18 protein-coding genes and 1 pseudogene are annotated in these 26,944 nt (G+C 44.9%); 15 read left to right on the top strand and 4 right to left on the bottom strand.

The window, feature by feature from the left end:
- Positions 1-22: 22 nt before the first annotated feature.
- From KUL49_RS01520 to KUL49_RS01490, 7 genes are all read left to right on the top strand, one after another.
- A complete protein-coding gene (locus KUL49_RS01520; protein ID WP_131136061.1) occupies positions 23-2,671 on the top strand; it encodes a TonB-dependent receptor domain-containing protein in 2,649 nt (882 codons plus the stop codon).
- Between the two features lie 177 nt (positions 2,672-2,848).
- Complete coding sequence (locus KUL49_RS01515) at positions 2,849-3,607, top strand: DUF3450 domain-containing protein (RefSeq protein ID WP_014948287.1); 759 nt, start codon at positions 2,849-2,851, stop codon at positions 3,605-3,607.
- A 13-nt stretch (positions 3,608-3,620) separates the two neighbouring features.
- On the top strand, positions 3,621-4,985 hold the full coding sequence (locus KUL49_RS01510) for a MotA/TolQ/ExbB proton channel family protein (RefSeq protein ID WP_131136060.1): 1,365 nt from the start codon (positions 3,621-3,623) through the stop codon (positions 4,983-4,985).
- A 2-nt stretch (positions 4,986-4,987) separates the two neighbouring features.
- A complete protein-coding gene (locus KUL49_RS01505) occupies positions 4,988-5,506 on the top strand; it encodes a MotA/TolQ/ExbB proton channel family protein (RefSeq protein ID WP_012517279.1) in 519 nt (172 codons plus the stop codon).
- 32 nt (positions 5,507-5,538) lie between these two features.
- Entirely contained in the window at positions 5,539-5,946 is a 408-nt protein-coding gene (locus KUL49_RS01500) for a biopolymer transporter ExbD (protein ID WP_014948289.1), read from the top strand.
- A 3-nt stretch (positions 5,947-5,949) separates the two neighbouring features.
- The gene (locus tag KUL49_RS01495; RefSeq protein WP_014948290.1) at positions 5,950-6,558 is read left to right on the top strand and encodes an energy transducer TonB; all 609 of its coding nucleotides are present in this window, start codon (positions 5,950-5,952) and stop codon (positions 6,556-6,558) included.
- Between the two features lie 6 nt (positions 6,559-6,564).
- Positions 6,565-7,890, top strand: a complete 1,326-nt coding sequence (locus KUL49_RS01490; protein WP_131136059.1) for a lipopolysaccharide assembly protein LapB — start codon at positions 6,565-6,567, stop codon at positions 7,888-7,890.
- Positions 7,891-7,947: 57 nt separating this feature from the next.
- Here the strand turns inward: KUL49_RS01490 and KUL49_RS01485 are convergent, their stop codons facing one another.
- The 4 genes from KUL49_RS01485 to KUL49_RS01470 all read right to left on the bottom strand — a co-directional run bounded on the left by KUL49_RS01485 (position 7,948) and on the right by KUL49_RS01470 (position 14,320).
- Positions 7,948-9,048 carry a two-component system response regulator gene (locus KUL49_RS01485; RefSeq protein WP_039224527.1) on the bottom strand — a complete coding sequence of 367 codons (1,101 nt, stop codon included), beginning with the start codon at positions 9,046-9,048 and terminating at the stop codon, positions 7,948-7,950.
- Positions 9,041-11,920 (bottom strand): PAS domain-containing hybrid sensor histidine kinase/response regulator, encoded by a 2,880-nt coding sequence (locus KUL49_RS01480; RefSeq protein ID WP_131136058.1) that lies wholly within the window; start codon positions 11,918-11,920, stop codon positions 9,041-9,043. The genes KUL49_RS01485 and KUL49_RS01480 overlap by 8 nt, the downstream gene beginning before the upstream one ends.
- Before the next feature lie 245 nt (positions 11,921-12,165).
- Positions 12,166-13,734 (bottom strand): AMP-binding protein, encoded by a 1,569-nt coding sequence (locus tag KUL49_RS01475; RefSeq protein WP_131136057.1) that lies wholly within the window; start codon positions 13,732-13,734, stop codon positions 12,166-12,168.
- A gap of 112 nt (positions 13,735-13,846) precedes the next feature.
- Positions 13,847-14,320 carry a hypothetical protein gene (locus KUL49_RS01470; RefSeq protein WP_242633690.1) on the bottom strand — a complete coding sequence of 158 codons (474 nt, stop codon included), beginning with the start codon at positions 14,318-14,320 and terminating at the stop codon, positions 13,847-13,849.
- A 117-nt stretch (positions 14,321-14,437) separates the two neighbouring features.
- On the opposite strand from KUL49_RS01470, the gene KUL49_RS01465 reads away from it, so the two are divergent.
- The 8 genes and pseudogenes from KUL49_RS01465 to KUL49_RS01430 all read left to right on the top strand — a co-directional run bounded on the left by KUL49_RS01465 (position 14,438) and on the right by KUL49_RS01430 (position 26,906).
- Positions 14,438-15,664 carry a PQQ-dependent sugar dehydrogenase gene (locus KUL49_RS01465; RefSeq protein WP_131136056.1) on the top strand — a complete coding sequence of 409 codons (1,227 nt, stop codon included), beginning with the start codon at positions 14,438-14,440 and terminating at the stop codon, positions 15,662-15,664.
- 399 nt (positions 15,665-16,063) lie between these two features.
- Positions 16,064-18,874: a bifunctional aconitate hydratase 2/2-methylisocitrate dehydratase gene (locus tag KUL49_RS01460; RefSeq protein WP_014948296.1), complete on the top strand. Its 2,811-nt coding sequence runs from the start codon at positions 16,064-16,066 to the stop codon at positions 18,872-18,874.
- A gap of 136 nt (positions 18,875-19,010) precedes the next feature.
- A complete protein-coding gene (locus tag KUL49_RS01455) occupies positions 19,011-20,723 on the top strand; it encodes an ATP-binding protein (protein ID WP_131136055.1) in 1,713 nt (570 codons plus the stop codon).
- A gap of 131 nt (positions 20,724-20,854) precedes the next feature.
- Positions 20,855-22,036, top strand: coding sequence for an alpha/beta hydrolase-fold protein (locus tag KUL49_RS01450; protein ID WP_131136054.1), 1,182 nt, complete (start codon positions 20,855-20,857; stop codon positions 22,034-22,036).
- Positions 22,037-22,041: 5 nt separating this feature from the next.
- The gene (locus tag KUL49_RS01445) at positions 22,042-22,326 is read left to right on the top strand and encodes a DNA ligase (protein ID WP_131136053.1); all 285 of its coding nucleotides are present in this window, start codon (positions 22,042-22,044) and stop codon (positions 22,324-22,326) included.
- 140 nt (positions 22,327-22,466) lie between these two features.
- On the top strand, positions 22,467-23,420 hold the full coding sequence (locus tag KUL49_RS01440) for a DNA ligase (protein ID WP_131136052.1): 954 nt from the start codon (positions 22,467-22,469) through the stop codon (positions 23,418-23,420).
- 350 nt (positions 23,421-23,770) lie between these two features.
- Positions 23,771-26,384: pseudogene (gene acnB / locus KUL49_RS01435) on the top strand (bifunctional aconitate hydratase 2/2-methylisocitrate dehydratase).
- Positions 26,385-26,456: 72 nt separating this feature from the next.
- The gene (locus KUL49_RS01430; protein WP_014948302.1) at positions 26,457-26,906 is read left to right on the top strand and encodes a DUF192 domain-containing protein; all 450 of its coding nucleotides are present in this window, start codon (positions 26,457-26,459) and stop codon (positions 26,904-26,906) included.
- Positions 26,907-26,944 lie beyond the last annotated feature (38 nt).

The raw sequence follows: 26,944 nt of genomic DNA, 5'->3' as shown, positions 1-26,944 counted from the left end.
TTCCTTTCTAAAGAGGTTCATCATGAACAGACCTGCTAACAGGTTTCTTCTAAAGCCCATTAGCTTAGCCGTTGCAGCAAGCATTTTGTTTCCAACGACTATAGCCAACGCTCAATCAAACGAAGAAGAAGTGATTGAGGAAGTTGTCGCTACCGGTACGCGCTTAAAAGGTACCGCGACAGCAGTAATGGAAGAACGTAAAAATCAAGCCTTCGTAGCTGACATCATGGGTGCTGAGCAGATCGCTCGTACTGGTGACAGTGATGCTGCGGGCGCACTTCGCCGTGTAACTGGTCTAACACTTGTAGATGGTCGTTTCATCTATGTTCGTGGCCTTGGTGAGCGTTACTCATCAACACAATTAAACGGCGCAATCGTGCCAAGCCCAGATCCAACGCGTAACGTAATCCCTCTCGACTTGTTCCCGTCGAGCATTATCGAAAGCCTTGCGGTTCAGAAGTCGTATTCACCATCTATGCCCGCGGCATTCGGTGGTGGTAACGTAAATATCCGATTGAAATCTATACCTACACAGCGTGTTTTCAACGTATCAGCTGCGGTTGGTATCGATACGGAAAACTCTGGTGATGTGTTAAATTATGCTGGTGGTGGGCGCGATTGGACAGGTGAAGACGACGGTACTCGTGGCGTTTCAGCGGCTATTCAAGAACGTTGGGATTCAAAAAATTTCTTAGACGATCTTGAGCCAGAAGAAGCATTAGAACTGTTCAAAGGTGTTAATAGAGAATACGGGCTAGAAAGAGAGTCTGCCGATCCTGACATGCGCGTTAATATCACTTATGGTGACAGCTATGATTACGATGAAGACTGGCGCTTTGGCTTTTTGGTAACTTCGCGATATTCAGCGCAAACCCGTTCATCAGAAGAATACGAGCTACAAGACCCTGACTTAGTCGGCGATGAAATTATCAATGTACGCTTCTTTGATGATATCCAAGGTACAGAGCAAACGGTGACTTGGTCTTCACTATTAACACTAGGTGTAGACTATAACCGTCAACATCGTATTGATTATAGCCTTATCGTGCTAAACGATACGCGCGACGAAATCCGCGAGATGTTCGGTAATACTGAAAACTTAAACCAAGCAGAAGGCTTGCGTATTAGAGATATTGATGTTCAGTACGAAGAACGCTCGCTATATACCAATCAGCTTAAAGGCCAGCATACAATCCCAGAGCTAAACTTCATGGGTATTGACTGGACATACTCATTAGGCCGCTCGGTACGCTATGCGCCAGGTAACTTCAATGCACGCTTCGTTATGGAAGATGTGAATGAAGATGGTATTTTTGACGATGAAAACGAAATCTTCTTATCTGATGCACAAACTGCTGCTCGTTATACTTTCCAAAATCTTCACGACCGCTTGGAGAACTTTGGCTATAACGTGACTTACCCGATGACAATGGGTAAGTGGGAAACTGAGTACAAAGTGGGTGCAAGCTTTGTAACCAAAACTCGTACAGCAGAAAACCGCCGTTTCGATATCAATACGTTAGGTGTTGAAGACCGTTCAATATTAGATGGTAACGACTTTAGCGAAATCTTCAGCGACAGCGTTTTAGACACCCTGTCTTTGTCTAGCCGACCTATCATTCGTGATACGACGATTGCTGGTGATGACTATGTAGCGGGTCAGAAAATTGATGCGTACTATCTAGAAGCTGATTTCTTCTATGACAACAAATGGCGTTTCACTGGTGGTGCTCGTTATGAAGACTTCCGTCAGGTAGTGGCGCCATTGGATCCGCGAACAAACCAATTTGACTTGAGTGACGAAGCGGATCGTTCACAGCTAGCGTTTCAAGAAGACGGGTTTTATCCAGCGCTTGCTGTAACTTACTTCTTAGAAGACGATATGCAGTTAAGAGCGAGCATCGGTCAAACAGTTGTGCGTCCTGATCTTCGTGAAGTGTCATCAGCAACTTACCTAGACCCATTAACTAACTTCCCGATTGCGGGTACACCTGGTGTAAGCACAACAGATATCATTAACTATGATTTACGTTGGGAATGGTACCGTGAAGCAGGCAACAACGTATCGGTAGGCTTATTCTACAAAGACATGGAAGCGCCAATTGAATCGGTACAATCTCCAGCTCAGGATGGTCCACCGCTAATTCGTATTGCTAACGCAGAATCTGGTGAGGTTTATGGTGTCGAAGTTGAATTCCTACAAGATTTGGCCTTTATTGGTGACGGTATCTGGGACAACTTGTTTACTACAGGTAACATCACTGTCAGTGATTCTGAAATCGTATTAGATCGTCAGAATATTGTTGAGCAAACCGGTGTTTCTGCGGCGATTACTAATGTTGAACGTCGTATGACGGGTCACTCTCAGTATGTACTTAACATGCAGTTGGGTTATGACTCAGATAATGGTGAACACTCTGCCTCACTCGTCTACAACGTATTTGGTGAGCGTATTCTAATTCCGGGTATCGACGGTTTCGACGATAACTTCGAACAACCATTCCATTCACTTGATATGGTGTACAAGTATTACCCAGACTTTAATAGCACTGTCACATTACGCGTTCAAAATATCCTAGGTGAAGATCGTGAAATTGAGTTCAATGATACGTTGCTTAGGTCGGAGACAAGGGGTACAGGTATTAGGTTGTCATATAAATATGACTTCTAAACCTTAACTTATTACAAAGGCCGCTAACCAGCGGCCTTTTTTTATGTGCAATAGATGACACTTTTGGTCTATTTATGACAGTTTCGTAATAAAACTGTCACAGAAAACTCCTATCCTACGCGCAGAAATTTATAGTCGGACAAAACCGATTTCTTTTAACTTTAAAGGTTTGAATGTATGAAGCTTATCAATGCTTTGCTTGTAGCAGGTGCGCTAGCAGCGACACCCGTGCTTGCACAAGACGATGAAGTCTTAAAACCCGTTGTCGATGAGGCAGCGAAAATAAACGAGTCAGCGGCGAAATCGCAAGAAAAGATTAACGGTATTACCGATCAAATCGACAGCAAACTTCAACAGTTCAAAACATTGATGAAAGAAATCGAAGGCCTTGAGGTTTATAACACTCAGCTTCGTAAGCAAATCAATAACCAAGAACAAGAAATGGCAGACCTAAATGCTGCTATCGATGAAGTGTCTGTTGTTGAGCGTCAAATCACGCCACTAATGATGCGCATGATTGACGGCCTAGAGCAGTTTGTTGCGCTAGACGTACCATTCCTTCCAGAAGAGCGCGCAAATCGCGTTGCTGACCTTCGCGCTATGATGGACCGTGCCGACGTTGCTGCGTCTGAAAAATTCCGCCGCGTAATGGAAGCGTATCAAGTAGAGATGGACTACGGCCGCACTATGGAAGCGTACAGCGGTATTCATTCAATTAACGGTCAAGAGCGTGACGTTGAATTCCTACGCCTTGGTCGCACAGCGCTAATTTATCAAACACGTGACGCAAGCATGCAGGGTGTTTGGAACAAGCAAACTCGTCAGTGGGAAGAGCTTGATAGCAGCTACCGTACACAAATTACAAAAGGTCTGCGCATGGCGAAGAAGCAACTTGCACCAGACTTGCTAATGCTGCCAGTGGCAATTACAGACTAAGAGGTTGATGAGAATGTTTAACACAGTAAAACGTATCGCTGTTGGTCTAGCAGCCCTTAGCATCAGCGTTGGTGCTTTCGCACAAAGCGACCGTGCCATGGACTTAGACGCACTTCTTAAGCAACTAGAAGAAGGTCAGTTCGCACAGTCTCAGCAAAACAAACAGCGCGAGCGTGATTTCCAAGCGCAACGTGCAGAGCAAGATCGCATTCTTCGCGAAACTCGTGAAAAGCGCGACCAAATGCTTGCACAATCAGAGCAGCTTGAAACTCAGTTCGAAGAAAACGAATTCAAACTGGCTGACTTAAACGGTGCACTAGACACACGTCTTGGTTCACTTAAAGAGCTATTCGGTGTGCTTCAGCAAATCGCTGGCGACACCAAAAACAAATTCTATAACTCAGTGGTTTCTGCACAAATCCCTGGCCGTGCTGACTTCCTTGATAAGATGGCACAGGACATGGGTTCAAGCTCAAAACTTGCATCAATTGAAGAAATTGAGCGCGTTTGGTTTGAAATGCAGCGTGAAATGACTGAAGCCGGCAAAGTCACTACGTTCAAGACAGACGTTGTTGAAGCGGGCGGTGAAAAAGTGAATAAGTCTGTTGTTCGCGTAGGTCCTTTTGCACTTGTTGCTGATGGTAAATACCTAGAGTACAACGGTGTAACAGGTACAGTATCTGAACTTGTACGTCAGCCTGCTGACCGTTACATGGATTCTGCTGCTGAACTACAAGCATCAAGCGGTGAATTAGTGCAGTTCGGTATCGACCCAACGGGTGGTTCAATCCTAGGTCTTCTTGTTCAAGCACCTAACCTTCAAGAGCGTGTAGAGCAAGGTGGTGTTGTAGGTTACATCATTCTTATCGTTGGTGCGTTTGGTCTACTACTAGCTCTTGAGCGTCTTGTATCACTGTCGCTTATCCGTATGAAGGTTAATAAGCAACTTAAGAGCAAAGAAGTTAACACAAACAACCCACTTGGCCGTGTACTTAAAGTACGTGACGAGCATCCAAACGCAGATGTTGAAGCACTTGAACTTCACCTTACAGAAGCGATTTTGGGCGAAGTGCCTAAGTTAGGTCGTAACCTAACTATCATTAAGATTATCTCTGTTGTAGCACCGCTTATGGGTCTACTAGGTACCGTAACCGGTATGATCAACACCTTCCAGGCTATCACGTTGTTTGGTACGGGTGACCCGAAACTGATGGCAGGTGGTATTTCAACAGCACTTGTAACAACAGTACTAGGTCTAGTTGTAGCGATTCCAATGACACTGCTTTATGCAATGCTTAACACACGTTCTAAGAACATTGTGTACATCCTACAAGAACAGGCGTCTGGCGTAATTGCAGAGCGCGCTGAGCGAGGCTAATCATGATCGAGTTTCTAGAAGCAATTCGCGATTTCACAGAAACAGGTGGCCAGGTTCTCCTGGTCATCGGTCTGCTGATATTCGTTATGTGGCTTTTGATCCTCGAGCGTGCGATGTATCTGATGGTTTGGCACAAGCAAGCCAAGAAAGAAGCGATAGCAATGTGGACAGCACGTGCCGATCGCTCTTCTTGGTTCGCAGAGCAGGTTCGTCAGAAAACAATTTCACAGTTAACCATGCGCCTAAACGGCAGCATCCCAATTATCCAGTCACTGGTTGCGCTTTGTCCGCTGCTAGGCTTGATGGGAACGGTTACCGGTATGATTGAAGTGTTCGATGTAATGGCGATTGCGGGTTCAGGTAATGCTCGTTCAATGGCCTCAGGTGTATCGAAAGCCACTATCCCCACAATGGCGGGCATGGTTGGCGCACTTTCAGGCGTATTCGCCGCTACCTGGTTAACTCGTATGGTGAAATCAGAACGCACGCATCTTGAGGATGCATTGATTATTCAACGTTAATGCTAGCTAAGCGTTAAGGTAAGGTATTTATTATGAAGCAGCACTTTCAAAACTTAGTCGATGAAGAAGAAGCAGCCATCGACATGACGCCCATGCTGGACGTTGTATTTATCATGTTGATCTTCTTCATTGTGACTGCGTCATTTGTGAAAGAAGCGGGTATCGATGTTAACCGTCCAGAAGCAGCAACTGCTGTGAAAAAGGACCGCGCTAATATCCTTATCGCTATTTCAGATAAAGGCGAAATTTGGATTAACAAACGCCGTATCGACGTTCGCGCAGTACAAGCGAACATTGAGCGTCTTCGCGCAGAAAACCCACAGGGTTCTGTTGTAATTCAGGCTGACAAAAAAGCCACAACAGAAACACTGATTAAGGTTATGGACGCGTCGCGAGCCGCTGGCGTTTACGATGTTTCGATTGCAGCCCAAGAGCAATAAATCATGCCACGATATTTAATCGCATTTGTTATTTCCCTTGCGATCACGTTAGGCCTGTTCTTCTTGATGCAATCGCTTATCAAGATGGGTGGCAGCGCACTAACTGAGCCGCCTAAGGGAAGCGTGCTTGACTTCGTAAGGGTTAAGCAGGATGAACAGGTTGAGAAAAAAGATCGTAAGCCGAAGAAGCCACCTAAGCCTGAAGAGCCGCCACCGCAAATGGAGCAGCCTCAAATGGACTCGCCTTCTCCAGATGCAGAAGGTACGTCGATGGACTTTGGTGCTGAAGTCGGAGACGACATCTCGCTAGAAGGCGGGTTGGCCCTCGAATCCGGTGACGGTGAATATCTTCCTATTGTTAAGGTTGCGCCAGTGTATCCACGACGTGCACTTCAACGGGGTATTGAAGGTTTCGTTATTGTTGAATTTACAGTAACTAAACAAGGTGCAGTACGCGACCCAATTGTTGTTGAAGCTAACCCTTCAGGTATTTTTGAACAAGCGGCTATTGATGCGGCAATGAAGTTCAAATATAAGCCTCGAGTGGTAAATGGCGAAGCAACGGAAGTGTCTGGTGTACAAAACCGTATTACGTTCCAAATTGACGGGTAACAGAACATGATGAGAAAACAGACGAATACATTGCTTAGTGCACTGGCGTTTGCATTTGCATCGGCCACAGTATCTGTACCTACTATGTTGGTTGCTGGTGACGCTGTTGCGCAAGAGCAAAAAGCGAGCGAGAAGAAAACTCGCCGCGTGCCTACGTTACGCGGCAAGGTTTACGAGCAGCTAGCCCGCGCGCAAACGGCAGCGGATGAAGCTGGCGATGTAGAAGAGGCCATTTCTATTTTGAAAGAAGTAGAAGATAAGGCTGACTCCATGAACGCCTACGAAAAAGCCATGATGTACAACTTTTTCGGCTTCATTTATTACAACAACGAAGACTATGCAAAAGCGTTGGAGTCGTTCGCCAAGGTAGTAGAGCAACAGCCTATTCCTGAAAAGTTCGAAATGACTACACTTTTCAGTTTGGCGCAGCTTAACCTTATGCAAGGTAATTACGACGATACCATCACTTACTTAGAGCGTTGGGAAAGTCTTAATGCGGGCCCTGTGCCGGTGAAAAACAAAGTCATCAAGGCCCAAGCGTACTATCAGAATAAGCAGTACGAGCAAGCCGCAACGTGGATTTCTGAAGCCGTTGCCGACCACGAAGCAGAAGGCATGATCCCCGATGAAGGGTGGTTAATTCTTCAGCGTGCTATTTTCTATGAACTCAAGCAGCCTAAAAAGGTTAAAGACGTTCTGGTTAAAATGGTGAAGCTATTTGACGAGCCTAAGTATTGGATCCAGCTAGCGGGTATGTACGGTGAGCTAGGCGAAGAGCGCAAGCAGTTGGCTATTATGGAAACCGCTTATCAGCGCGGGTTCGTTAATACATCCGCTGATGTGTTTAACATGGCGCAGCTTTATTACTATCATCGCGTACCTTACAAAGGTGCTAAGTTGATGGAGCAGGCGATGAACGACGGCGTGCTAGAGAAAAACTTGCGCAACCTTAAGTTCTTAGGCCAAAGCTGGTCACTTGCTAAAGAGCAAGACAAAGCCATTCCCGTTATGATGCAAGCGGCTGAACTGTCTGAAGACGGTGAGTTAGATGCACAGTTAGCGCAAATTCTTCTTAATGAAGAGCGTTTCGACGATGCAATTGCTGCAGCAGACCGAGCCGTTGAAAAGGGCGATTTGAGAAACCCTGGTTTGGTTTACCTGATTAAAGGCATGGCACTTTACAACAAGAAACAATATGCCCTTGCGCTTAATCAGCTAGCTGAAGCAGAAAAGCATCAGAAAAGTCGAGCCATGGCACAGCAATGGAAGCAGTTTGTGCAGGGCGAAAAGCGTCAGGCAGACGCCATTGCAGCTGAGCTAGGTACAAGTTAAGTATCGTACTTTCGTTAATACATCATTTAAAAGGGTCGAATAATATTCGACCCTTTTTTATGCGCTAGGGAAAAGTACTTGAGGCAATAAGTCAGACACCGAGGCCATCTTTCCTTCTGCCTCTAACTGGTTCCAATAGCGTTTGGTTTCTAAAACCTCTTCCTTTATTGAAAGAAAGCAGTCGACCAATACGGGATCAAAGTGCTGGCCTGAGCCTCGCTTAAGATGATCAAAAGCATCATCGTCAGCCCACGCTTTTTTATAAGGCCTTTTCATTGTAAGGGCGTCGAAAACATCGGCGATAGCTACGATACGTGCACTTTCAGGTATCGCCTCTTCCCTTAATCCTCTTGGATAGCCTGTGCCATCCCACTTTTCGTGATGACATAAAGCAATCTCGGCTGCGAGGTTAAAGAGCGGGGTATCACATTGAGACAGTATTCTGTGCCCTATTTCAGCATGAGAGCGCATAACCTCCATTTCGCTCAATGACAATCGCCGAGGTGCTTTTAATATTGCGTCTGCAATACCTATTTTGCCTGTGTCATGCATTGGAGCAGCTTGCGCGAGCAGGCACGCTTTTTCGAAAGGCCAACCGTGAGCCAGAGCAAGACATTGGCTGTAAGCTGCCATCCGCCAAATATGATGACCGGTATCGGTATCATTGTAATGACCAGCGGCAGCTAGCATGCTGATTGCGCTTTGTTGGCTTTTACTTAGTTCCTTAGTACGCGCCGCTACAAGGTTTTCAGCCGTCCGCATTTGATGGGCTAAACTAATGTGGGTTTTAACGCGAGCGAGGGTGATACTAGGTGATACGGGTTTGGTTATGTAGTCTACTGCACCAAGTTTGAAACCTTTTTCTTCGTCCTCTCCTTGAGTTAAGGCTGTAACGAAAATAACAGGTATATGGCTAAGCGCCTCGTTAGCTTTGAGTTTTTTACATACCTCAAACCCGTCCATACCGGGCATCATTATATCTAACAATATAAGGTCGGGAGTAAACTGCTGGGTAATCTTAAGTGCTATTGTTCCCGAAGGCGCAACCTTTACATCATAGTAAGGGCCTAAAATGCCTAATAGAATATCGATATTTGCGGGCTCATCATCAACCACTAATATGCTAAACCTATGTGCTTCATTACGTTGATTATTCATCGGTAATATCGCCTATCAGTTGCGTAATAACCGCTTGAGCACTTTCGAAATCGTAAATGGTAGCAAGCTGTTTCAATCGGTTAATCTTATGTGCATAGACCGACTCGCTGTAATTGGCTGCCAATACGTTGATGTATTCAACCGCTTTCGCGTCATAAGATTGAAGCGCCTGCTCAACGTTGCGTAGGGTCGATAGCATGGAGGATTTATCGAAGTTCGTACCGCTTTGATGCATGTTGTCGGTGTCGTTTTTATCGATAGTGTGAGCAATTAGGCGTAGCGTTGCATCTAGCTGAAACGATAAGTTTGTTACGTGTCTTGCATTAACAGCTTCATTTCTCTCTTGTGCTTCTATAAGAGGAACCAGGCTTTGCTCAAGCGTTGTGGCGCCAATAAGCTGAGCATCTTCAAGCAGAGAGGTTAACAATTTCGACGTGTTCGTCTGTGTATGAAAAATATCGAGCAAGTCAGACATAACACCACGCTGGCTGTAGGTTTTATAAAATGTTAGCAGCGACGAGATAAACTGGCTCATTTCGTCCGGAGGGTTTATTTCAATGTAGCCTGAATGTATGTGAATATCGATGGTATGAACGATTTCATCCGCAGTAGCGGGCTTAACCAAGTGCTGACACATACCGGCGGTAAGCGCGCTTTCAGAAGCCTCCTGAGACTCATCGGCACTAAGCGCAATAATTGGCGTATACCAGTCTTTTTTCTGGGTAAGTTGTTCTGCAACTTCATAGCCCGATACGCCGGGTAAGTAGCAATCCAAGAGTATAGCGTCAAATTTGCTCATTTCGCATAACGCAAGTGCCTGCTCACCCGATGAAGCAACAGCAACATTAATACCTAGATCAGAAAGTATTTGCTGGCTAATCTCTACACTAATTGCGTCGTCATCTACCACAAGCACATGTTTGTTTAAAAGGCGCCTGGTTCGCCATTTTCGACTTTCAAGGCCTTCTATTGTCCGCTTACTGAGTGATAGTTGAGCTGGAGATAGTGTTGAAATAAGTTCTGTGTCGGTAAACGGAAGCTCAATGATATTTATATTTTGAACAAGGGCACTTCCCATTCGCTTTTGTACGTCTTGCTTGTTGAGGGGACTGATTAATGTAGTAAGGTTTAGCGACTGATATTCACCAAACTGCATGTATTTAATGAAGCTATTCCAGCTTTGCTCATCATCTGGTAGAAATGCGATAGTTTGAGAGGCTTTACTCGGCAATAGCCCTTCAACTTGGTCGATTATTTGGCAGTGAATGTTATGTCTGTTCAATGTTGCCGCAAGTATTTCGCATCCTTGGCTCACGCTTTCGTGTGTTTGAATGCACAGTACATTGTCGGGAACCGATACGGGAAGTTGAGGGCCTGTACCAGGGCCTTCATCAGAACAGACAGGCAATGCAAAGGAAAAACAGCTTCCCTTGTCTACCTCGCTTTCCAAGGTTAAGTCACCACCCATTAGTTCAACCAGACGCTTACATATCGCAAGGCCAAGGCCGGTTCCCCCATACTCTCTGGAAATGGATGCATCAGCCTGAACAAAGGCTTTGAAAAGTTTTGATTTTACATGCTCACTGATACCCATACCGGTATCGGAAACACTGAATGCTAATTGATTTTCGCGCTTTTCAACCGTCAGTATTATGTGGCCGCTGGCGGTAAATTTTATAGCATTACTTAAAAGGTTGAGCAGTACTTGGTATATCTTTTCGCTGTCGCCACGGCATTGCAAATTAGTATGGCACCGAATATCAAAAAGCAACTGAAGCTGTTTTTGTTGCGCCTTTACTTGAAAGACTTGAGCGAGTTTATCGATGGTTTTTGTTAAGGTGAAGGGCTCATCAACTATCTCTATTTTATCTGCTTCCACTTTAGAAAAATCGAGAATGCTATTCATCAGGTCTAACAATGCTGTAGAGCTACGCTGCACTTTTTCTAAATATTGCTGACGTTGCTCATTGTCGGTGGATTCTAGGGCAAGGTGAGTGAGGCCGATAATGGCGTTCATCGGTGTTCTTATTTCATGGCTCATTGTGGCAAGGAAGTCGCTTTTTGCCTTGTTAGCACTTTGGGCTTCGTCATAAGCCTTTTGGAGTTTTTGTTCAATGGCTTTTTGGCCGCTTATGTCGTTGAATACGCCCACGTGTCCATCGGGCTTTCCTTCTTTATCGAGCAGAGGAACCGCAACAATAGATATGGGAAAAAGGCGGCCCCGTTTATCGGTGAAGAAGTCTTCATAAGACGTGTAAGACTGACCGCTTCGGATAGTGAGGTTAACTGGACATTGCTCTCTAGGAAGGAGAGTTCCATCCCCTTTTTGATAATGGACCGTGTCGTGGAAACGTCGGCCTTGTAATTCGTCAAGCGACCACCCTAATAATCGCGAGGCAGCGGGATTGAGAAACTGTGTTGTACCTTCACCGTTTACGGCATACACACCCTCGCCGATACTATCAGTGATACTTCGATAGAACGCGCGCCCTTCGGAAAGTCTCCTCTCTAATCGCTTTTGTTCTGATATATCGGTGGCAATAGCAATTAGGTGGTCTACCCGCGGCGGTGACTTAATGACGGGAACCAGAGTGGCAAATACGTACCAAGGTTCGCCCAACTTAGTCAGACTATGTACTTCGCCTTGCCAGGTTTGGCCTTGAGATAGCGAAACAAAAATATCTGATTTTTCCTGCTCGGACATATTGGTAATATCGAATGCAGAGATATTTTCCCCAATTATCTCGTCAATTGAAAAACCAGATAGTTGGCTGCACTTGTCATTAGCGCTTAGAATTTTACCGTTTACGTCCATTGTCGCAACAATGCCGTGTTTATCCATGGCCTGCCGCTGTAAAAGCTGCGCGCTCATGTGAACTCTCCTACAACAATGTTGAATTGCAGGACAGAACGACGGCTAGTTTTGACAGACAATGTCATAAATTGCATATGTGCAACAAAAGTGAATGGGGTATAGATAAGTTATAGTCTGTACCGCGCTTATTTCCAATGAAATCAGATTATCCTTTGGTAGCAATAACCTGATTTTTCAATGGAAAACGCGTAAAACTAGGTATTAAGCGCCGCGCTGAATGTGCGGCGCAAGTGGGGGAGTCATTAAGCCGAACGAAGCTCTCTACGTAGAATTTTTCCGACGGTAGATTTTGGTAGCTCGTCAAGTATCGTGATCGACTTAGGGATCTTGTAATTTGTGAGGTGCTGTCTACAAAAATCAATGACGTCTTGTGTCGATACATCGCTTGAAACAGTAATAAATGCACATACTCGTTCACCGGTCTTTTCATCGGGTTTACCCACAACAGCGGCTTCCATCACGCTAGGGTGAGTTGTAAGTACATCTTCAATCTCGTTTGGATAGACATTAAAGCCAGAGACAATAATCATATCTTTTAAACGATCTACAATTTTAATTGCCCCAGATTCGGTGCGAATGCCAATGTCCCCGGTTTTAAAGAAGCCATCTTGGGTCATGACTTTGGCAGTTTCGTCGTCTCGGTTCCAATAACCCAGCATAACCTGAGGTCCGCGAACTGCAATTTGCCCTGACTCACCATCGGCCACCGGCTTATCATGGCTATCCAGTAACGCAACTTCAGTGCCTTCTAGTTCGTGCCCCACCGTGCCGATCTCTTCTTTACCTGGAATGTTAAAAGATACAACTGGCGCAGTTTCTGATAGCCCATAGCCCTCGGTGATGGTGTTCCCGGTTACGTCTCGCCAAATAGATACTGCGGCTTGAGTAAGTGCGGTGCCGCCAGACATTGTGAGGTGTAATTTAGAAAAGTCTAACTTTGCAAATTCAGGGTGTCTCCCAAGACCAACAAACAAGGTGTTGATCCCCATGAATGCTGAAATTTTATGGGGCTTGAGTGTTTGAATGAATCCGTCGATATCCCGTGGATTGGGTATAAGAATTATCTGAGTACCTTTGGCAAAGAGCGCCATCATTCCAACCGTAAATGCATAAATATGATAAAGCGGTAATGGGCATACCAACACTTCTTCACCATCTTTGAAGCCCTCACCAATACGGTCGAGCATTTGGATGCAGTTAGCTAAAACGTTTTTATTACTTAAGGCTGCGCCCTTCGATACCCCTGTAGTACCACCGGTGTATTGCAACATGGCGAGTTCATCTAGAGCAATAGAAGGACGTTCAAATGCAGGCAGTGTATTGCCTAGCTCCACTGCTTGTGTGAATGAAACCGTACCATCGAGATTTGGTGCAGTGTTAGGGTCTAAAAGCTCTGTTGCCGATGTGGTGATAACGGTTTCGATACTAGTATCATCTTTTATGCTTGTGAATTTGGGGAGCAAATCACCCAGAATAACCAGAGCTTTCGCGCCACTATCAGTGAACTGGTGCTTCATCTCGCGTTCGGTATAAAGCGGGTTTGTATTTACTACAACAAGGCCTGCGCGTAAGGCAGCATAAACAACAATAGGGTTTTGAATTAAATTAGGAAGTTGTATGGCGACTTTGGTACCAGGAGACAATTTAGCTTCGTGAACAAAGTAGCGGGCTAACGCTGATGACTTACGGTCTATCTCGGCAAATGTAAGTGTTTGTCCAAGCGCCGTATACGCTGGCCTGTCGGCAAATTTTTGCAAAACGCTTTCAATATAATCGGCTAAGCAGGTCACGTTATCAGGATAAGTTATCATGTTGCTTGTTCCTAGTAGGGCAAAGTAAGTAGGGTGTTTATGCCTTACAGTAGCAAACTTAACTTTTCATTTACATCAGGGTTGGGTTATTTAGTATTATAATTTTTAGTTATCAATTGTTTGTAGAACTATTACTTAAGTAACTATATAGCCCACCAGCACAGATGCCTGCCATGCATTGTGCGGCAAGTCCTAAGGTAGTGCGAGCGCCTGCAATTAGGGTCACATTCAATATGGGCTGCATGGCAATGAGCATTAATAAGAACGACAGGCCTCCCGCTATTGTGAAAAGAATAAATCGGGTACGGTTGGTAGAGCCACTAGCATTTTGATTAAGACGTCTAACAATGAAATGTGTCGCCAAGAATGCCAACAATAAGGTAACGGCAATAATCACGCCGTAAGTAGGCAAAAGGCCTAGTGCATCTTGCCATATCATGAAAAACCAATCGCTTGGATTCATATCGACATCAATTCGAAAGAGTCCGATTAAAACGGCACACGAGTGAAACGTACTTGCTAGTAGAAAGCCGACGGCCCATGATGGTAAAAAATGGAAAATAGTGCGTCGTATTAGGTTGTTCATTTTTGTAGTCCAAGATTTGTCGCACAGTGCATTAGAACAAAACTCAACAGGCCTCAAATGGTTTGAGCGTGGCAATAGGGTATACCATAGTATGTTAAGTAAAAGAGGACAATCACAATGAAGTTATGGCGTACGATGATCGGTTTACTGGCTTTTTCTTTATTGGGAGCTGCTTTAGCTCCTGCTTTTGCCGTAACTACTGCCACTGAACTCACTCAAAAGCACGCATCTAATTCTGAGCAACATGAAGCAGGTAGCTCAAATCTAACGGCTTATGAAAATTTTGACCAGCATGTCGTGACAAAAGATATCGCTACCTCACTGGCGTTTCCCAAGGCCTTAACGACGGTTATCGATAAGGCTCAGGCAAGCACCCATATATTGATAGTAACGCGAGATGGTGAGCTGGTAATTATTGACAATAAGGGGGAAAGTGCGCGGTTTTCTTTAATGCTCGATGACTTGTACACTAAAGGGCAAGGAGGCGTACTCGATCTTCTTATACCCTCGCAATTCCCTGAAGACAGAACCGTGTTGCTGAGTTATTCCAAGGGGAGCGATAGTGCAAACCGTCTTGCCATAGTAAAAGGACAGCTTTCCCTTACTTCTGGCATTACTAACATTCAGCCAGTGTTAGCACTGGCACAAGCCAAAGACACGCCTGTGCACTACGGTGGGAAACTGCTTCAACTAGAGGGCAGTGCTTTAAACACAAAACAGGGCTTTTTGGTTACGACAGGAGATGGCTTTGATTATCGCGAGCAAGCGCAAGTTATCAGTTCACAACTAGGAAAAGTGCTAGGGTTCACAATAGACGGCAAGCCGTTGGCCAACCCTCCTTTTCCTGATAACCCCTTTATTTTTAGTATTGGACACCGCAATCCCCAAGGACTTGTAGAGGGGAGTGACGGCAACCTATTTTTGCATGAGCACGGCCCAGATGGCGGTGATGAAGTAAACCTTTTACAACAAGGCGCAAATTATGGTTGGCCAGTTGTTACACTAGGCAAAGACTATTCCGGCGCTAGAATTTCGCCTTTTTCGACCTATCCGGGTATGACGGGCCCCATTGTAGACTGGACACCTTCTATAGCGCCATCCTCCATGATCTACTATTCCCATGGGCGTTTCCCGATGCTAGCTAATACGTTACTTGTTACCAGCTTGAAAGCCAAAGCTTTGTATGCAGTTAGAGCCGTATCGAACGAATATATCTCTACAAAAATTTTTGAGGGACCTGGGGAACGGCTGCGGGATATTGCGCTTGAGCATCAAGGTAACCTGCTTCTTTTGACCGATGGTGAAAATGGAAGAGTGATCGAAGTATCGCCAAGAGGAAATTAGGCACAGAAAACATTAATAAATGAAATTTTGTTTCAAAATTGATGGTGATTTGTACTGGTAGCACCATAAATAAAATGAATGTCTGTCATAAGTGCAACACTATTATTTATCTTTATTGGTCAAACCATTCAAGCTGAATATCGTCATTGATTTCAGACGGTTTGCTTCTAACTGTATGAAATAATTGGCTTAATTTTTATTTTAATTAAAAAGCGTTTTTCTAGTAAAAATGTAAGTGCTTTAACATAACGACAGTTTAGGCGGGTGAATACCTAACTGTTTACTTTCAGTCATTACGTAACCGCTAAAAATCGGTTAAAATATCCCTCATTTTTATATGCGTATAGCTAAGACCGACTTAACACTACGCCCAAGTAAAACTAAGACCGAGAGAACTATATGAGTTTGTATTCAGAATATCTGGCAGAGATCGAAACCCGTAAAACGGAACTAGGTCTTAACCCTAAGCCAATCGACAGTGCAGATCTGCTGTCTGAAATTATTGCTCAAATTAAAGATACAACAAACGAGCATCGCGAAGACTCTCTAAAATTCTTTATCTATAACACGCTTCCAGGTACTACACCTGCGGCGGGTGTTAAAGCACAATTCCTAAAAGAAATTGTACTTGGCGAAGAAAAAGTAGAAGAAATTACCCCTGAGTTTGCGCTTGAACTACTTTCACACATGAAAGGTGGTCCGTCTGTAGAAGTACTACTAGACCTAGCACTTTCTGATGACGAAGCGGTTGCTAAGCCTGCGGCAGAAGTATTGAAGACTCAAGTTTATCTATACGAAGCTGACACTGAGCGTCTTGAAAATGCATTCAAAGCTGGCAATGCTATTGCTAAAGACGTACTAGAAAGCTACGCAAAAGCTGAATTCTTTACCAAGCTTCCTGATGTTCCAGAGAAAATTGAAGTTGTGACTTACATCGCCGCTGAAGGTGATATCTCAACTGACCTTCTTTCTCCAGGTAACCAAGCGCACTCACGTGCCGACCGTGAACTTCACGGCCAGTGCATGATCTCTCCTGAAGCGCAGCAAGAAATTGTTGAACTTGGTAAGAAGCACCCGAATGCTAAAGTGATGCTTATCGCTGAAAAAGGTACAATGGGTGTAGGTTCATCTCGTATGTCTGGTGTGAACAACGTTGCACTATGGGCAGGTGAGCCAACAAGCCCTTACATTCCATTTGTAAACAAAGCGCCAATTGTTGCTGGTACTAACGGTATTGCGCCAATCTTCCTTACTACTGTTGACGTAACCGGTGGTATTGGTCTTGACCTTAAGAACTGGGTTAAGAAAACTGATGAAAATGGTGAAATTGTTCGCGATGCAAACGGTGACCCAGTACTTGAAGAAGCGTACTCAGTAGCAACTGGTACCGTACTAACTATCGATACTAAGGCGAAGAAGCTTTACAACGGTTCAGAAGAACTTGCTGACGTATCTGCATCATTTACTCCTCAAAAAATGGAGTTCATGAAAGCCGGTGGTTCTTACGCAGTTGTATTCGGTAAGCAGCTACAGTCTTTCGCAGCACGTACTCTAGGTACAAAAGCGCCAGCCGTATATGCAGCGTCGAAAGAAGTGTCTCACGAAGGCCAAGGCCTAACAGCGGTTGAAAAAATCTTTAACCGTAATGCAGTTGGCGTAAATTCAGATGCTCCGCTTCACGCTGGTTCTGACGTGCGCGTTAAAGTAAACATTGTAGGTTCTCAGGATACGACTGGCCCAATGACGTGCCAAGAGCTTGAGTCAATGGCCGCTTCAACGATTTCTCCTGTTGTAGATGGTGCTTACCAGTCTGGTTGTCACACGGCATCAGTATGGGACAAAAAAGCACAAGCTAACATTCCTAAGCTTATGTCGTTCATGAACAACTTTGGTGTAATCACTGCACGTGATCCTAAAGGCGTTTACCATGCAATGACTGACGTTATTCACAAAGTGCTTAACGACATTACAGTAGACGATCGTGCCATTATCATCGGTGGTGACTCGCACACGCGTATGTCTAAAGGTGTAGCATTCGGTGCGGACTCAGGTACGGTAGCACTAGCACTTGCAACGGGTGAAGCGGCAATGCCAATCCCTGAGTCTGTGAAAGTTACTTTTAAAGGTAGCATGAAAGAGCACATGGACTTCCGTGACGTGGTTCACGCGACTCAAGCGCAAATGCTTAAGCAATTCTCTGGCGAGAACGTGTTCCAAGGTCGTGTAATTGAAGTTCAAATCGGTACTCTATTGGCTGACCAAGCATTCACATTCACTGACTGGTCTGCAGAAATGAAGGCGAAAGCATCAATCTGTATCTCAAATGACGAGACAATGATTGCGTCGCTTGAACTTGCTAAGAGCCGTATCCAAATCATGATCGACAAGGGCATGGACAACGAAGCGAACATGCTTCAAGGCCTAATTGACCTAGCTGATAAGCGTATTGCTGAAATCAAGTCTGGTGAAGAGCCAGCGCTTGCGCCAGATGACAACGCTAAGTACTACGCAGAAGTGGTTATCGATCTTGATCAAATTGACGAGCCAATGATTGCTGACCCAGACGTAAACAACGAAGACGTATCTAAGCGTTATACCCACGACGTTATCCGTCCAGTTTCTTACTATGATGGTAAGCCAGTAGACCTAGGTTTCGTTGGTTCTTGTATGGTGCACAAAGGCGACATGCAAATCATCGCGCAAATGCTGCGTAACCTAGAAAAGCTTAACGGTTCTGTTGAATTCAAAGCACCACTAGTTGTAGCTCCACCTACATATAACATCGTTGACGAGCTTAAAGCGGAAGGCGATTGGGACGTTCTAGCGAAATATGCAGGCTTCCAGTTCGATGATGCTAAGCCTAAAGAAGCGGCGCGTACTAAGTACGACAACATTCTTTACCTAGAGCGTCCTGGATGTAACCTATGTATGGGTAACCAAGAAAAGGCTGAGCCAGGCGACACAGTTATCGCGACATCTACACGTCTTTTCCAAGGTCGTGTTGTAGCTGACTCTGCTGAGAAGAAAGGTGAATCACTACTAGGCTCTACGCCGCTAGTAGTACTTTCAACTGTTCTTGGTCGTTTCCCAACGACAGAAGAGTACAAGCAAGCAGTTGCAGGCATTGACCTAACTAAGTTTGCTCCACCTTCTGAAGACTTGGCAGTTAAGCCTAAGTTCGAAGCAGATGTAGCCGTTAAGCGCGTATAAGTACTTAACGCTTTTAAACGCATTTAAAAGCCCCAACCTCGGTTGGGGCTTTTTTGTACCCCATTATTTTTATGCAGAGTTGTTGTTTGGCACTTATACTGAGTTATTAGTCATTTAATAATACTTAGAAACTCTAATGCCAAAGCAGTACTCTACAAAGCCTGAATCATTTGGCGAAGTTACATCGGCCTTGCAAAAAGCTGGCTTCAAAATTCTGCTGGTTTTTTCTTTACTCATCTTAGCGGTAATCGTCATAGCACAACCCCAAAATGTGTATGTGGCAGTATTTTTCGGCCTGTCTTGGTGTGCAATTTCGATAGCGGGAATTATCTTTTCTAACTACAAAGAACCTTTGGCGAAATTGTGGGCAATACTCACCATTCCCGTCGCGCCTTACCTTGTAATAAGCAATGGGCTCATGCCCGCAACCTTAGTTCCAATTGCTACTATTTTTCCCATTTTACTGCTTTCTAATGGTTGGCGAATAAGTGCAATGGTAGTACTCGCATGCTGTACTTTTCTTGTGCCGTTTTACGAAGGGGATTATGACAAGGGCCTTTGGCTAAGGCTTTGTGTGACCAACCTTGTTGTGTCCCTTCTTATCTATGCTCTAGCGAGCCAATTAGAGAAAGCCCTTGTAGAGAGTAAAAACAAAACTCTTGAGCTAAACAGGGCGCTTGCGAGCGAGAAGCAAGCGTCGGCTGCACAATCACGATTCCTCGCCACTATGTCACACGAGATTCGCACGCCATTAAACGGTATTTTGGGATTGACCGATGTAGTGCTTTCTCATGATATTTCGGAAAGTGCACGGCCTAACCTCGAGAAGATTCAGCGTTCAGGACTCTCGCTAAACCGCATTTTGAACGACATATTAGATCTCTCCAAATTGAATGCGGGAAAACTTGCGCTGGAGATCATTCCCTTTGACCTAAAAAGTACTGCCAAAGATTGCGTGGCGTTTTATGCACAATTGGCGCAGAACAAAGGTATCTCACTGAGAATAGAAGTAGATAAAACACTAAATACTTGTGTTGTAGGGGACGCAACGCGCCTTTCTCAAGTGTTAAACAACCTAGTGAGCAACGCGATAAAGTTTACGCATCAGGGCAGTGTCACTTTAGGGCTATCGAAAGGTGAAGCGTCAAAGACCCATCAATTTGTCAGATTTTCAGTTAAGGATACGGGGGACGGGATTGATGCTTCTGAACAAGAGCGCGTATTCGATGCATTTACACAAGCCAACAGCAGCATTAATCGAATGCACGGGGGAACGGGACTTGGTTTACAGATAGTAAAAAGCTTGGTTGAAGCTATGGGCGGCACGGTTTATCTAAAAAGCGCGGTAGGTCAGGGGAGTGAATTTTATTTCGAGCTACCGTTTGAAATTGCAGATAGTGTAATTGGCGCTAGAGAACAGGAAAGCACACCGTCGTTCTCAAACCTTACTGTTTTGGTGGCAGAAGATAACGACATTAACCAGGTCGTAGCAAAATCATTGTTAGAAGACACAGGATTGAAAGTTGCGCTTGCTAATAACGGTAAAGAAGCAGTAGATATTGCACTAAAGCAGCATTTCGACCTTATATTGATGGACTTACACATGCCTGAAATGAACGGCTCTGAAGCCGCTTTAGCGTTGCGAAAAGCTAACATCACTATTCCTATTATCGCGTTCACTGCTGCGGTGGTTGCCGAAGAAATAGATAAAGCGTTAGCATCCGGGATGAATGGATATCTCACAAAACCAGTCAATAAAACGGAACTACACGCTGTGCTAACTAAATATTTGGGCGGAGAAATGTCTACAGAAAGTTCCTGTATTGCTAAAGGGGAATATACAGAGTAATGTGGCTAAGAAATTGTCATTAATCCGAATAAACCCCTGTTATACAATAGATAATAATAAAAGCTCGCTTGGCCCAATCAAGTAAATAGTATTACTGCGAAAAGCAAAGCGTCTTATAAAAGGATTTAAGTTTGAAGTCACAAATACATATTATAATTGCCCTGCTATTTCTTGCTTTCACGAGCCTTCCGGCTAACAGCGAAACAGGCAGCGACAGCCAGCGTTACGAATTGAAGGTAGAGAAACTCCAATCTAAAGTGCTAAACGAGCAACGAGAAGTGGTTGTTCAGCTTCCAAAAGGCTACGCCGAAAACCCCGACAAGAAATACCCCGTTATTTATCGTCTAGATGGTGCGGGAAATCTTACTATGATGAATGCAGTGCTAGAATCGCTGCAATCTCAGAATGCTGCTCCGGAAGTCATCATAGTCGCCATTGAAAATACCGACCGACTTCGCGATTTATATCCCACGGCAAATGAAGATCCAAACGGGCCTGTAGGCTATGGCGGTGGCGGTGCAAACTTTCTTTCCTTTATAACCACTGAGCTTATGCCGATGGTAGAGAAGAAATATCGCGTGCATGACTTTCGAGTGATAGAGGGTGCATCAGCCGGAGGTGTATTCGCGTTGTACGCACTTTCCCAGAAGCCTGAGCTTTTTAACGCCGCGCTGACTTACAGTGCTGCGGTGTGGTGGAACTATGGCGCATCTGCAAAAAGTACGGTTGCATTCTTAAAATCTGCCAATCAATTAGACCACTTCATTTACACGTCTATCGGCAATGAAGGCGCGCCCATGCGCCCGTATTATAACGATATGATTTCTGGAATGCGGGCAAATCAACCTGTCGGGTTAAGATGGGAGAACGAAGCCTACGAGGGGGTTACCCACAATTTGGTCTCAGCTGCGTCAACTTTCAGCGCTTACCATCATTTGTTCTTATCAGCTTATTTAAGGCCACAGCAGTTCAGTGGAGATATTAAAAGTATTAAAGACTATTACGCCCGTGTTTCAAAGCAGCGAGGCGAGAGACTCGACGCGCCGGAATGGGTTATTCGCGAATTGGGTTATCACTATGTGGGTAAACAAAATTACGACAAAGCCATCGCCTTGTTTAAATACGATATTGCTGAATATCCTCAAACGCCAGACGCTTATAATGGCTTAGCTTATGGTTATGAGCAGATGGGCGAGTACAAAAAAGCGCTGGAAAGCGTGAACCAAGCTTTAGCACTTTCCACGTCTGAGCACGATGGCCATCAGGTTTATGTAAATAGGCAACAACGCCTTCAATCGTTGCTTAAGGAATAGTTTAAGTGAAGCAAAAGCGCGTATTTGAACAGCTAATCTGGTTCGTAAATGCGGCTGTAATTGTTGTAATTACTGCAAGTATAAGCGGCTGCAGTACGTTTACTGACAAGCAAACTGAACACTGCATTAAGCAAGCCAACAGCACAGATGTACATAGAGTTAATACTCCCAATGAGGAGCTAAATGCTTGCTTGGAAAATTACCAATTACAACGTGACAATGAAAGGACTACAGGTGAAGCCATTGTTGAAGATGTAATTTTTGCCATTCTCGATATTGTTACTGACTAATACCGTTTCCCCCTCACCAAATACGTTCTTTTGTTCAGTTAAAAAAGCGTTGAAGGCAGAGTAATTTACTCTGCCTTCTTTGTTTTCGCTTCTTTTCTAAAAGCGTTAAAGCAAGGTTTAACGATTTTGAGGAAGCTTCAATGCGATATTTTCTGACTGCTGTAAGTGTATTTTTAATCACTGCTATTGCTAACGTTAGTGCTAAGCCTAAGTTCGATACTGTCGAAGGGCTGCAGCTTGCTAAGCAATACGATCAAAGTCGCACTGATATCAACGTAGCTGACTATTGGGTTAGTGAGAAGCTAGACGGTATTCGCGCAAGGTGGGACGGTACTGAACTACTTACCCGTAATGGGAACAAGATATTCGCGCCAACATGGTTCACCGCTAACTGGCCAGAAACCACTATTGACGGCGAACTTTGGATAGGAAGAGGGGAGTTTGAACGTACAGCTTCTATTGTGCTTTCAACGCTGACAAACATCGAGCCGCATTCTGTCGCTAACGCTTCATCTAGCAAAGTGTCTTCAGCAGACACTATTGCCGCAGCCAATTCTCTATCTGCAAAACGCTGGGCCAAAGTTAGATTTATGGCCTTTGACATGCCTATGATGGGTGAGCCCTTTGGTCGGCGACTCAACAGGCTTAACAGCCTAAGTAAATCTACACCTAATCCAACGTTTGCAGTTATCCCTCAATTTAAGCTTACGTCTATTGCTTCACTTGATGAAAAGCTGGAGCAAGTAACCCAGGAAGGCGGAGAAGGGTTAATGCTTCATCATGAACAAGCGCTGTACACATCCGGGCGAAGTGACATGTTGCTCAAAGTAAAACGCTTTGAAGATGCAGAAGGGAAAGTACTGGCATTGCTTCCGGGAAAAGGACGATTTAAGGGAATGATGGGCTCGCTTCTTGTAGAAACGCGAGAAGGCATTCAATTTAAATTAGGAACGGGCTTTTCAGAAAATGAGCGCCAATCTCCGCCCGCTATCGGCAGCTGGGTAACCTTTAAGTACTACGGCTTAACCAAAAATGGAAAGCCAAAGTTTGCAAGCTATCTTCGCACCAGACCTCAGACAGACTTGCCCAATTAACAATTATTTACTGCCAGTATAGTCACAATGAACTTACTGGTATTAATCGTTTACGGTTTGCTTCAATTGAAGAATCATCGTGTACAGCTAACCCCTTGTCTTTAAATCATAAAGCCCTATAACTTTACTACATGTTAATTGCTAAAGTGACTTTGCTTATTTCTTTCTAATCGCTTTTGTCATTTAAAAGTAATGGTATGAATAGCGATTACAAGTGAATTAAAAGGGCGCTAAATTTAAAAAATGAGCCCGTGAAGTTATACTGTTGATGATTTATTAAACACACCTTGCGTCAAGTGCGTACAAGACCGTTTACTCCCATTGCGCAAGCTAACTTAGAGGAAGAGACAGTGTTACAAGACTATCGCAATCACGTTGAAGAGCGTGCCGCTCAAAATATTCCACCTAAACCGCTTAACGCTGAACAGGTAGCTGGCCTGGTTGATTTATTAAAGAACCCGCCAGCAGGCGAAGGGGACTTTCTTTTAGAACTGCTGTCAGAACGTGTACCGCCTGGGGTTGATGAGGCAGCTTACGTTAAAGCTGGGTTCTTAAGTGCAATCGCAAAAGGTGAAGACAGTTGTGAGCTTATCTCTAAAGAGAAAGCCGTTGAACTGCTAGGAAATATGCACGGTGGCTACAACATTGCCACTTTAGTGGAGCTACTTGATGATAAAGCGCTTGCGCCGTTGGCAGCGAAAGAGCTGAAACATACTCTTTTAATGTTTGACGCTTATCACGATGTGGAAGAAAAGCACAAAGCGGGTAACGAGCATGCCACTGACATCATTAAATCTTGGGCTGAAGGTGAGTGGTTTACGTCGCGTAAGTTAATGGACGATAAAATCACTTACACCGTGTTTAAAGTAACAGGTGAAACTAACACTGATGATTTGTCGCCAGCCCCAGACGCATGGTCTCGCCCAGATATTCCTCTGCACGCCCTGGCAGCTTACAAGATGCCCCGCGAAGGTTTAGAGCCAGAAGAGCCAGGTGTTAAAGGCCCAATGGCGCAAATAGAAGAAGTCAAAAGTAAAGGGTATCCCGTAGCGTTTGTCGGTGATGTAGTTGGAACCGGCTCGTCACGCAAGTCGGCAACTAACTCTGTATTGTGGTTCTTTGGTGAAGACTTACCGGGTGTGCCTAATAAGCGTGGCGGCGGTGTGTGCATTGGTTCAAAAGTTGCGCCTATCTTCTTTAACACAATGGAAGACGCCGGTGCGTTGGTGTTTGAAGCCGATGTGGAAAAAATGAACATGGGTGATGTGATAGACATCTATCCGTTTGAAGGCAAAATCACCAACCATGAAACCGGTGAACTTCTTGCAGAATACAGCTATAAGTCGAAGGTGATTCTGGATGAAGTGCGCGCAGGTGGACGTATCAACCTGATTATTGGCCGTGGCCTTACCGAGAAGGCGCGTGAGACACTAGGCTTAGGCCCGACGGACTTATTCAGAAAACCTGAACAACCAAAAGACAGCGGCGCGGGTTTCTCGTTAGCGCAGAAAATGGTGGGTAAGGCGTGCGGTGTTGACGGTATTCGTCCAGGTACCTACTGCGAACCTAAAATGACTACCGTGGGTTCACAAGATACTACAGGCCCTATGACTCGCGATGAACTCAAAGACCTAGCCTGTCTTGGCTTTACTGCCGATTTAACCATGCAATCATTCTGTCACACTGCCGCTTATCCAAAGCCGGTGGATATAGAAACGCAGCACACGCTACCTGATTTTATAATGAATCGCGGTGGTGTATCGCTGCGTCCTGGCGATGGCATTATTCACAGCTGGTTAAACCGCATGCTGCTGCCAGACACAGTAGGCACGGGTGGTGACTCGCATACTCGTTTCCCATTAGGTATTTCATTCCCTGCGGGTTCAGGTCTGGTCGCGTTCGCTGCGGCTACTGGCGTTATGCCGCTAGATATGCCCGAGTCGGTACTAGTACGATTTAAGGGAGAAATGCAGCCGGGCATTACGCTACGCGACCTAGTACACGCCATTCCGCTGTACGCCATCAAACAAGGCCTATTAACGGTCGAGAAAAAACGGCAAGATCAACGCCTTCTCTGGCCGTATTTTAGAAATCGAAGGACTAGAGAACTTAACCGTAGAACAGGCGTTCGAGCTTTCTGACGCGTCGGCGGAGCGTTCAGCAGCAGGTTGTACTATCAATCTATCTGAAGCGTCGATTGCTGAATACCTGCGTTCAAACATTACCATGCTTCGCTGGATGATTAACGAAGGTTATGGCGACCCTCGTACGCTAGAGCGTCGAGCGCAAAAAATGGAAGAATGGTTAGCTAACCCAGAGTTGATGCGCGCCGATGCAGACGCTGAATACGCTGAGGTTATCGAAATCGATCTTAACGAAATTAAAGAGCCAATTGTGTGCTGCCCTAACGATCCTGACGATGCGAAAACCTTATCTGACGTTGCAGGTGATAAGGTAGACGAGGTCTTCATTGGTTCATGTATGACAAACATTGGTCACTTCCGTGCAGCGGGTAAGCTACTTGAGCAGTACAACAAAACACTGCCAACCCGTTTATGGATGTCGCCACCGACTAAGATGGACAAAGCCCAGTTAATGGAAGAGGGCTATTACAACATTTATGGTCGCGTAGGCGTACGTACAGAAATGCCCGGTTGCTCACTATGTATGGGTAACCAAGCACGGGTGGATGCGGGCACAACGGTGCTTTCCACGTCTACTCGAAACTTCCCTAACCGCTTGGGCGATGGGGCGAATGTTTATTTGACTTCAGCCGAGCTTGCTGCAGTGGGTGCCATTGTTGGGCGCATTCCAACTGCTGAAGAGTACATGGAATACGCTAGCAAAATTAACGCAATGTCGGGTGAAGTATTCCGCTACTTAAACTTCGACAAAATGCCTAGCTTTAAAAAGGCTGAGGAAGAAGCAAAAGCGCGCATTATTCCAACATTGAATGTTGCTTAAAATAGTGTATAAACTACAAAGCCGGTGACCGTTAAGGTGACCGGCTTTTTTTATGGCGAAAAGGAATGTCTAATGGGAAAATCTTTCTTTATTGTTGCTGCACTTGTATTAACCTTAGGGTGTGCAAAAGCGCAGGTTGACCCTGTATCGTCGCTGAATTCAGTGGACTTTGAATCCATTACACTTGAGATTGGCGGCAAGCACTATGAAGTTGAGTATGCCAAAACCTTTGAACAACGCGCACAGGGCCTTATGTTTCGCAAAGCCTTGTGTGAAGACTGCGGTATGTTTTTTAAGTTTTCTAGCCCAAAGTTTGCGGGCATGTGGATGAAAAATACCTTTGTTCCTCTAGACGTAGCATTTATCGACAGAAAAGGCGTAATAACGGATATAAAACCTCTCACTCCGCATAGTTTGGAGTCGGTCGGATCATCGAAAGAGGTACTTTACGCGTTGGAAATGAACCAAGGGTGGTTTGCCGAGAATAATATTAAAGTAGGCGACCAAATAACGATTGATTAACCGCGCAAAAGGCGCGGTTGCTGCTAGCGAAATGCTAG

It is taken from the genome of Alteromonas sp. KUL17 (assembly GCF_006538305.1).
GTDB lineage: Bacteria > Pseudomonadota > Gammaproteobacteria > Enterobacterales > Alteromonadaceae > Alteromonas > Alteromonas macleodii.
This window is presented reverse-complemented; position numbering and strand designations above follow the sequence as displayed.

Bases quoted from the DNA above. Each gene is read 5' to 3' on its own strand.
- KUL49_RS01515 (WP_014948287.1), top strand. From the start codon at position 2,849: ATGAAGCTTATCAATGCTTTGCTTGTAGCAGGTGCGCTAGCAGCGACA.
- KUL49_RS01465 (WP_131136056.1), top strand. From the start codon at position 14,438: ATGAAGTTATGGCGTACGATGATCGGTTTACTGGCTTTTTCTTTATTG.
- KUL49_RS01505 (WP_012517279.1), top strand. From the start codon at position 4,988: ATGATCGAGTTTCTAGAAGCAATTCGCGATTTCACAGAAACAGGTGGC.
- KUL49_RS01430 (WP_014948302.1), top strand. From the start codon at position 26,457: ATGGGAAAATCTTTCTTTATTGTTGCTGCACTTGTATTAACCTTAGGG.
- KUL49_RS01470 (WP_242633690.1), bottom strand. From the start codon at position 14,320: ATGAACAACCTAATACGACGCACTATTTTCCATTTTTTACCATCATGG.
- KUL49_RS01510 (WP_131136060.1), top strand. From the start codon at position 3,621: ATGTTTAACACAGTAAAACGTATCGCTGTTGGTCTAGCAGCCCTTAGC.
- KUL49_RS01500 (WP_014948289.1), top strand. From the start codon at position 5,539: ATGAAGCAGCACTTTCAAAACTTAGTCGATGAAGAAGAAGCAGCCATC.
- KUL49_RS01520 (WP_131136061.1), top strand. From the start codon at position 23: ATGAACAGACCTGCTAACAGGTTTCTTCTAAAGCCCATTAGCTTAGCC.
- KUL49_RS01440 (WP_131136052.1), top strand. From the start codon at position 22,467: ATGCGATATTTTCTGACTGCTGTAAGTGTATTTTTAATCACTGCTATT.
- KUL49_RS01460 (WP_014948296.1), top strand. From the start codon at position 16,064: ATGAGTTTGTATTCAGAATATCTGGCAGAGATCGAAACCCGTAAAACG.
- KUL49_RS01455 (WP_131136055.1), top strand. From the start codon at position 19,011: ATGCCAAAGCAGTACTCTACAAAGCCTGAATCATTTGGCGAAGTTACA.
- KUL49_RS01490 (WP_131136059.1), top strand. From the start codon at position 6,565: ATGATGAGAAAACAGACGAATACATTGCTTAGTGCACTGGCGTTTGCA.
- KUL49_RS01485 (WP_039224527.1), bottom strand. From the start codon at position 9,048: ATGAATAATCAACGTAATGAAGCACATAGGTTTAGCATATTAGTGGTT.
- KUL49_RS01480 (WP_131136058.1), bottom strand. From the start codon at position 11,920: ATGAGCGCGCAGCTTTTACAGCGGCAGGCCATGGATAAACACGGCATT.
- KUL49_RS01475 (WP_131136057.1), bottom strand. From the start codon at position 13,734: ATGATAACTTATCCTGATAACGTGACCTGCTTAGCCGATTATATTGAA.
- KUL49_RS01495 (WP_014948290.1), top strand. From the start codon at position 5,950: ATGCCACGATATTTAATCGCATTTGTTATTTCCCTTGCGATCACGTTA.